Source organism: Atlantibacter hermannii (genome assembly GCF_009907385.1).
In the GTDB taxonomy this organism is placed as follows: Bacteria; Pseudomonadota; Gammaproteobacteria; order Enterobacterales; family Enterobacteriaceae; genus Atlantibacter; species Atlantibacter hermannii_A.
Genome location: NZ_JAAATR010000004.1, coordinates 1 through 7,134 on the forward strand (window position 1 = coordinate 1; position 7,134 = coordinate 7,134).

The 7,134-nt window shown below is 62.2% G+C and carries 9 protein-coding genes and 1 pseudogene; 5 read left to right on the forward strand and 5 right to left on the reverse strand.

Going from position 1 to position 7,134, the window contains the following annotated elements; all coding sequences use genetic code 11:
* Positions 1 to 24: 24 nt before the first annotated feature.
* The gene (locus GV764_RS01765; RefSeq protein ID WP_010981353.1) at positions 25 to 459 is read right to left on the reverse strand and encodes a mercury resistance transcriptional regulator MerR; all 435 of its coding nucleotides are present in this window, start codon (positions 457 to 459) and stop codon (positions 25 to 27) included.
* A gap of 67 nt (positions 460 to 526) precedes the next feature.
* Here GV764_RS01765 and GV764_RS01770 point away from each other — a divergent pair.
* The 5 genes and pseudogenes from GV764_RS01770 to GV764_RS22025 form a co-directional block, all read left to right on the forward strand.
* A pseudogene (locus tag GV764_RS01770) lies at positions 527 to 742 on the forward strand (mercury(II) reductase); the annotation flags it as partial.
* 14 nt (positions 743 to 756) lie between these two features.
* Entirely contained in the window at positions 757 to 1,395 is a 639-nt protein-coding gene (gene merB / locus GV764_RS01775) for an organomercurial lyase MerB (protein WP_000761850.1), read from the forward strand.
* A 111-nt stretch (positions 1,396 to 1,506) separates the two neighbouring features.
* The gene (gene merD / locus GV764_RS01780) at positions 1,507 to 1,872 is read left to right on the forward strand and encodes a mercury resistance co-regulator MerD (protein WP_031942307.1); all 366 of its coding nucleotides are present in this window, start codon (positions 1,507 to 1,509) and stop codon (positions 1,870 to 1,872) included.
* Positions 1,869 to 2,105: a broad-spectrum mercury transporter MerE gene (merE, locus tag GV764_RS01785; protein ID WP_005413392.1), complete on the forward strand. Its 237-nt coding sequence runs from the start codon at positions 1,869 to 1,871 to the stop codon at positions 2,103 to 2,105. Before merD ends, merE begins: the two co-directional genes overlap by 4 nt.
* Before the next feature lie 132 nt (positions 2,106 to 2,237).
* Positions 2,238 to 2,441, forward strand: coding sequence for a DUF3330 domain-containing protein (locus tag GV764_RS22025; RefSeq protein WP_005413391.1), 204 nt, complete (start codon positions 2,238 to 2,240; stop codon positions 2,439 to 2,441).
* 38 nt (positions 2,442 to 2,479) lie between these two features.
* On the opposite strand, the gene GV764_RS01795 is transcribed toward GV764_RS22025, so the two are convergent.
* Genes GV764_RS01795 through GV764_RS01810 form a run of 4 tightly spaced genes read right to left on the reverse strand, consistent with a single transcriptional unit; the run spans position 2,480 to position 6,962 of the window.
* Positions 2,480 to 3,094, reverse strand: a complete 615-nt coding sequence (locus GV764_RS01795; RefSeq protein WP_010981357.1) for a recombinase family protein — start codon at positions 3,092 to 3,094, stop codon at positions 2,480 to 2,482.
* Positions 3,095 to 3,154: 60 nt separating this feature from the next.
* Positions 3,155 to 4,372: a TniQ family protein gene (locus GV764_RS01800; protein ID WP_011405615.1), complete on the reverse strand. Its 1,218-nt coding sequence runs from the start codon at positions 4,370 to 4,372 to the stop codon at positions 3,155 to 3,157.
* Complete coding sequence (locus GV764_RS01805) at positions 4,369 to 5,277, reverse strand: TniB family NTP-binding protein (RefSeq protein ID WP_000393453.1); 909 nt, start codon at positions 5,275 to 5,277, stop codon at positions 4,369 to 4,371. The genes GV764_RS01800 and GV764_RS01805 overlap by 4 nt, the downstream gene beginning before the upstream one ends.
* 2 nt (positions 5,278 to 5,279) lie before the next feature.
* Positions 5,280 to 6,962, reverse strand: coding sequence for a Mu transposase C-terminal domain-containing protein (locus GV764_RS01810; RefSeq protein ID WP_010791757.1), 1,683 nt, complete (start codon positions 6,960 to 6,962; stop codon positions 5,280 to 5,282).
* Positions 6,963 to 7,134: the final 172 nt, after the last annotated feature.

Sequence of the window (7,134 nt, forward strand, 5' to 3'; positions counted from 1 at the left end):
GACCATCTCATTAAATAAAGCACGCTAAGCTGTGGAAGCCCCTGCCAAGCTCGTTCCACCTTGCAACGACGCAATCAGCGGACACGAAACATTCCCCTGCCGCGAATGGCAGGCGCACACCAGGTCAGACAGCACAGCCTCCATGCGCGCCAAATCGGCCATCTTCTCGCGCACGTCTTGGAGCTTGTGCTCGGCCAGGCTGCTGGCCTCCTCGCAGTGGGTGCCATCGTCGAGCCGCAGCAACTCGGCGATTTCATCCAGGCTGAAGCCCAACCGCTGGGCCGATTTCACGAATCGCACCCGTGTCACGTCCGCCGCGCCATAGCGGCGAATGCTGCCATAGGGCTTGTCCGGCTCGGGCAACAAGCCCTTGCGCTGATAGAACCGGATGGTCTCCACGTTGACGCCGGCTGCCTTGGCAAAAACGCCAATGGTCAGGTTCTCCAAATTATTTTCCATACCGCTTGACTCCGTACATGAGTACGGAAGTAAGGTTACGCTATCCAATTCAAATTCGAAAGGACAAGCCGAGGAAGGTAGCGGACGACTCATTGGGGTACAGGCAGTGGCCCCGGAAGCGGGCGAGCTGATCCAGACGGCGGTGCTCGCGATCCGTAACCGCATGACCGTACAGGAACTGGCTGACCAGTTGTTCCCCTACCTGACGATGGTCGAGGGGCTGAAGCTCGCGGCGCAGACCTTCACCAAGGATGTCAAACAATTGTCCTGCTGCGCAGGATGAAAGGAGATGGAACCATGAAGCTCGCCCCATATATTTTAGAACGTCTCACTTCGGTCAATCGTACCAATGGTACTGCGGATCTCTTGGTCCCGCTACTGCGGGAACTCGCCAAGGGGCGTCCGGTTTCACGAACGACACTTGCCGGGATTCTCGACTGGCCCGCTGAGCGAGTGGCCGCCGTACTCGAACAGGCCACCAGTACCGAATATGACAAAGATGGGAACATCATCGGCTACGGCCTCACCTTGCGCGAGACTTCGTATGTCTTTGAAATTGACGACCGCCGTCTGTATGCCTGGTGCGCGCTGGACACCTTGATATTTCCGGCGCTGATCGGCCGTACAGCTCGCGTCTCATCGCATTGCGCTGCAACCGGAGCACCCGTTTCACTCACGGTTTCACCCAGCGAGATACAGGCTGTCGAACCTGCCGGCATGGCGGTGTCCTTGGTATTGCCGCAGGAAGCAGCCGACGTTCGTCAGTCCTTCTGTTGCCATGTACATTTCTTTGCATCTGTCCCGACGGCGGAAGACTGGGCCTCCAAGCATCAAGGATTGGAAGGATTGGCGATCGTCAGTGTCCACGAGGCTTTCGGCTTGGGCCAGGAGTTTAATCGACATCTGTTGCAGACCATGTCATCTAGGACACCGTGATCGGATATCGACCCAATGTTCTACGGCACCGGCATCGGATTCGCAGCGCGCGGATTGAACTCGGCGAAACGGTATATGCATTGCCGTGAACCGACCAAAAGGAGGTGTTCGATGAACGCCTACACGGTGTCCCGGCTGGCCCTTGATGCCGGGGTGAGCGTGCATATCGTGCGCGACTACCTGCTGCGCGGATTGCTGCGGCCAGTCGCCTGCACCACGGGTGGCTACGGCCTGTTCGATGACGCCGCCTTGCAGCGACTGTGCTTCGTGTGGGCCGCCTTCGAGGCGGGCATCGGCCTCGGCGCATTGGCGCGGCTGTGCCGGGCGCTGGATGCGGCGAACTGCGATGAAACTGCCGCGCAGCTTGCTGTGCTGCGTCAGTTCGTCGAACGCCGGCGCGAAGCGTTGGCCAATCTGGAAGTGCAGTTGGCCGCCATGCCGACCGCGCCGGCACAGCATGCGGAGAGTTTGCCATGAACAGCCCCGAGCGCATGCCGGCCGAGACGCACAAACCGTTCACCGGCTACCTGTGGGGCACGCTGGCCGTGCTGACTTGCCCCTGCCACCTGTCCATCCTCGCTGCCGTGCTGGCCGGCACAACCGCCGGTGCATTCCTTGTCGAGTATTGGGTCATCACGGCGCTCGGTTTGACCGGCCTGTTTCTTCTGTCACTGGCGCGGGCGTTGCGGGCATTCAGGGAAAGATCATGAGCGCTTCCCGGCCGGATGGATGGACTACGGCGGAGGGCCCAAGCGTTCGAGCGCGGGCAAGGCTTTCTGTTCGCAAAGCCGATGCCGGCGGCGGCATTCGCCGTCTTCGTCAGTCAATGGAGGGGTGCCACCATGAATGCAAATGATCCGACCGCCACCAGTTGCTGCGTGTGCTGCAAGGAAATTCCGCTCGATGCCGCCTTCACACCGGAAGGCGCGGAGTACGTCGAGCACTTCTGCGGGCTGGAGTGTTATCAACGTTTCCAGGCGCGGGCCAGCACTGCGACCGAAACGAGCGGCGAACCGAACGCTTGCGGTTCGCCGCCGTCAAATTGAGACAAACCACGCTTTCGCTACGTCGCCTCATGTCGGCATCAAATTCGGCTGAGTAGCTTCTCGCCATCTGGACGTAGCTCGCCCTTGGGTGAAATATGCCGATACAGGGTCTGCCGCGTGATGCCAAGTTCCTGGCACAGGTCGCCGACCTTGGTCTCTGACTGCCCCATTGCCGCCATCGCCAGCCGCAGCTTGGCGGCGGTCATCTTGAACGGCCGGCCGCCTTTCCGGCCGCGTGCCCGTGCTGAGGCCAGGCCCGCCACGGTGCGCTCGGCGATCAACTCGCGCTCGAACTCGGCCAGCGCGGCGAAGATACCGAAGACCAGCTTGCCGGCGGCGGTCGTGGTGTCAATGGCCGCGCCGTGCCCGGTCAGCACCTTGAGGCCGATGCCGCGTCCGGTCAGGTCATGGACGGTATTGATCAGATGGCGCAGGTCGCGCCCGAGCCGATCCAGTTTCCAAACGACCAACGTGTCGCCTGGCCGTAGTGCCTTCAGACAGCTCGCCAGACCGGGACGATCCTCGCGTTTTCCGGACGCTTGGTCTTCATAGAGATGCGCCGGATCAACACCGGCCGCGACCAGCGCATCGCGCTGCAAGTCCGTCGCCTGGGAGCCATCCGCCTTCGATACTCGCATGTAGCCAATCAGCATCTTGTACCTGTCACATATACGTTCGATTATGTGACAGTTTGCATCGGGAAGCTCTGCACGTCAAAATTTGTCACTTAACCCGTCATTCTGTCTAAGGCATGCAAAGGGTAGGCTAGGCTCATAATGTGACAGAAATTCCGGGGGGATGCCTTCCTTCGCGAAGGTGGCGCGCAACTGTTCCAAGGAAGCGGGGTCGCGCCGACCATAGGAAGCCAACGCGAACAGCGAGCGTGCCGTCTCGGGGTTGTGTCGTGCTTCAATGATGGCCTCATCAATGGCCTGGATTGCACGCTGCCAGTGATCGACGGGTTCGGGCTTCGGCGCTTTCGCCGGCAGGCCACTGGTGAACCCGGTTTGGGGCTCGGACCAGAATAGCTTTGCGTGCTCGCCTGGCGGGCTTATATCCCTCACCTCAATCAAGCTGATTGCCGTTGCCGCCGCCTCCAGCATCTGCAACCGTACTGCCGGGTTCAGGGTTTCATACGGTCGCCACAGACTTTGCCCAGCACGCAGCGGATGCCCGCAGCATTCCCAGATTTGGCGGAGATACCCCGCGTAGGTGCCGCACGTCGAAAGCGGGGTGTTCAGCTCATCGAGCAGCGTGCGTAGCAGCCTAAACCACAATCCGGCGTGGATGCGTCGGCGCGGCAACTCCACGTGGCCGGTCGTCAGTGCCTGCCAGGTACGCTGGTCCATCGCCGCAATCGCGTCGCTGGCAGTGCGCGGTTCGGCGTCGGCGTTCTCCCAGCCGAGAAACCGCCCTGGCACGCCCCAATAGGATTCCAGCCAGCAGCCATGCAGTGGGCAGCTCAGCATCAGGGGCAGCTTCCACGCGAGCAGTACGGCTTGGTTCTCCGGATCGTTCAGACAGAGCGGGCAGGCGCGATGTATCGGCTGGCTGGGCAGCCAGGCACGCCAGCTCGTGATGGATCGCGTCCTACGGCGGAGTTTCGGCAGCAGCACCGAGAGCTGGAACGCATAGGTTTCCAATGCATCTGGAATCTGATCATCAAGGCTGTCCAGTAGCCAAGGCACCCAGCCGGCGAAACTCATGCAACGCAGCCGGTCCGGCTCGATGCCGCTCCGCTGGGAGAGCATCGCCAGCAGCGCCAGTGGTGGCGCGGTGTCCAGGTCATCAACCTGGCCGTGACCAAGATCGTGCTCCAGCAGCTCGGACACCTCCATGTGATAGCAAAGGGCCACGCGGTTGAGCCACGAAGACAAGGCTTCGCCTTCCCTGGGAGCCGGATGCAGTGGCCAGTGTGGCGCTGGCTTCACATCAGTTCCCGCTCGAATTGCCGCCGCCGCTCGCTGGGACCGGTGTAATCGGCCATGCTGAGCGTGCGATGGTTGATCGCTTCCTCACCGCTCTCCACGGCAGCGACGGCCGCCGCCATCAACAGGTGCGCCAGCTCGCCGATGGTGCCCTCGCTGCGCGTGAGCAGGTAGCGGGCCATATCCAGCGTGGCAATCGACGAGGGTCGCCGCAGCGGGAGCGAAGCCGCGAAGCTGGCCAGCAGTGAGCAGCAATCGTCGTTGGCCTCCCACACCGGCAGCATCATCGGCTCGAAGCGGTTTTCCAACTGGTCGTCCGAGCGGATCGCCAAGTAGGCATCGCGTGTGCCGACCCCGACCAGCGGGATGCGCAGCTCGTTGCCGAGGAAACGCAGCAGGTTGAGGAATTCCCGGCGGTTGACGCTGTTGCCGGCCAGGACGTTGTGCAATTCGTCGATCACCAGCATGCGCACGCCGACCTTGCGTAGCAGTGCCAGCGCCAATTGCTCCATTTCCGGCAGCCGTGGGCGCGGGCGCAATGGCGCGCCCATCGCGGCAAGTAGCGCGACGTAGAAGCGGATTACCGACGGTTCGGATGGCATCTGCACGACCAGTACCGGAATGTGCTCCTGGTCGGCGTCGGAGCTGGCCGGGTGGGTGCGGCGGAATTTCTCGACGATCATCGACTTGCCGTTGTTGGTTGGACCGACCAACAGCAGGTTGGGCATGCGTTGTTTGTTCGGCCACGCATACAGGGCTTCCAGCCGATTCAGCGCCTCGACTGCTCGCGGATAGCCGATCCAGCGGTCAGCGCGAAGGCGATGGATGCGTTCGTCCGCCGGAAGACGGGCCAAGCCCTGGGCCACCGGCATCAGGTGGGACAAGTCGATGATGGGATATTCTTCCACGGCTACCACTCCTCAATCTGGTCGAACGGTTTGGCAGGTGGCTGGTTGTCTGCCTGCGGGTCAGCCATGTCCGCGTCCGGTGGTGGCGTGGTTTTGAAAAGAACTGCCGTTGCCTTGAGATGCTGGCGTCGATCCGCGTCGCGCCGCGCCTTGCGCGTAGCTTTCTGCGCGGTGGACACGATTTCGCGCATCTGGCCGATCATGCGAAACAGCGCCGACTCATCCACCTGTTCGCGCCCTTGCTGCCGCAATTTCGCCAGCGCCTGTCGTTGTTCCCAGAGGGTGACAGCCGGGTGCGACAAGGTGCGGTATGGAATTTCCAGATAGTGCTGCCCCTCCGGCTCCAGCACCCAAATGCGGCTGATGTCGCGCGGGTCGCGCCGGATCAGGAACGCAGGCAAGCGGTCGCGCCGAGCTATCCACGGCTTGAGCGCATCGGCGTAGTAATGGATGTGGTCGATGACGAAGCCGGTGCGGGTCAGCGTGCGGCGGATGATGGGCAGAAAATCGACCAGAAAAGCCGTGGTGCGAGTGATGACGGTTGGCACGCCGGTCCGCGCGATAGCTTCGGCCCAGCGCGCTGCCGGCGGCTGGAGCAGGCCGTTGTGCACGGAGCCGTGGTAGGTGCCGACCGCCAATGTGAGCCAGCGCTCCAGCTCACGCAGCGTCAGGGCGGCCTTGTTTTCGGAATCGTAGTCGCCGCGCTGGTCAGGGTTGGAGAAGGTCGTCCCTGGCAATTCGTCGTGGATCATCTGCATCGCCGTGCCGATGATCCGTTCCACGATGCCGCCGTAGTGCGGCTGCCCGAGCGGGCGATAGTCAAGCCGGATGCCATGCTGCTCGCAGCCTCGGCGTAGCGCTTCGCTCTTGAACTCGGCCGCGTTGTCCAGGTAGAGCAGCCTGGGCTTGCCGCTCATCGGCCACTCCATTTCTATGTTCAGACCCTCCAGCCAGGGACGCTTGTCGCAGGCGACATGCACAAGGCACAGGCCGACCGAAACAGATGACGGCGCTTCCAGCGTGACGACCATGCCGAGCACGCAGCGGGTAAACACGTCGATGGCGATGGTCAGATACGGACGGCCAATCGGTTGCCGGTCGCGCTCGTCCACCACGATCAGGTCGATGACCGTGTGATCAATCTGCACTTGTTCCAGTGGCGCGGTCACGGCGGGAGGCTCACCACCGACACCTTGCAGGCTGCGGGACGCATCCTGACCTTCCCGGCGGCGAGTGGCCTTGAGCGGATCGAGGCCGGCGATCCGCAGAGCCACGGTGTTGCGCGCCGGCGCCCGCAGCTTTTGCGCTTTGCAAGCCTGCGCGACCTCGCGGTGGAACGCTGCCAGGCTACGCTTCTGCTTGGTCAGGAAGCGCTTTTGCAGCAACTCGCGGATGATGCGCTCAACTGATTCCGGCAAGCGTCCCTTGCCTTTTCCGCCGCCGGATCGGCTGCGAGCCAGGTCCGTCACAAGCCCAGCACCTTGCCGGGCACGGCGGATTAGGACATACACCTGCCGCCTGGACAGGCCAAGCGCGTGAGCAGCGGCATCGGCGGCTTCATGCCCGACCACATCAAGCGCTGCCAGCGGCCCGATGATTTCCGCCCGTTGCCGGGCCTGCGCCCAAGCCGCATCGGGCAGGGTGGCCACGCCTTGCTCGGCAATCAATGATGTGTCTGACGCCATGCTCACACCTCGCTTTGGTGCACACGAGTATTGAGCATAGTCGAGATTGGTGCAGATGACTTCTGATATTGCGTTGTCAGGAGTCGCCTGCACATCTGGCGTTACGCCCCGTCAATTGGTGCAGTCGTCTTCTGAAAATGACAACTATCATGGAAAACATTGCGCTCATTGG

Coding starts and splice junctions, on each gene's coding strand:
- GV764_RS01765 (WP_010981353.1), bottom strand. CDS start 459: ATGGAAAATAATTTGGAGAACCTGACCATTGGCGTTTTTGCCAAGGCA.
- merB (WP_000761850.1), top strand. CDS start 757: ATGAAGCTCGCCCCATATATTTTAGAACGTCTCACTTCGGTCAATCGT.
- merD (WP_031942307.1), top strand. CDS start 1,507: ATGAACGCCTACACGGTGTCCCGGCTGGCCCTTGATGCCGGGGTGAGC.
- merE (WP_005413392.1), top strand. CDS start 1,869: ATGAACAGCCCCGAGCGCATGCCGGCCGAGACGCACAAACCGTTCACC.
- GV764_RS22025 (WP_005413391.1), top strand. CDS start 2,238: ATGAATGCAAATGATCCGACCGCCACCAGTTGCTGCGTGTGCTGCAAG.
- GV764_RS01795 (WP_010981357.1), bottom strand. CDS start 3,094: ATGCTGATTGGCTACATGCGAGTATCGAAGGCGGATGGCTCCCAGGCG.
- GV764_RS01810 (WP_010791757.1), bottom strand. CDS start 6,962: ATGGCGTCAGACACATCATTGATTGCCGAGCAAGGCGTGGCCACCCTG.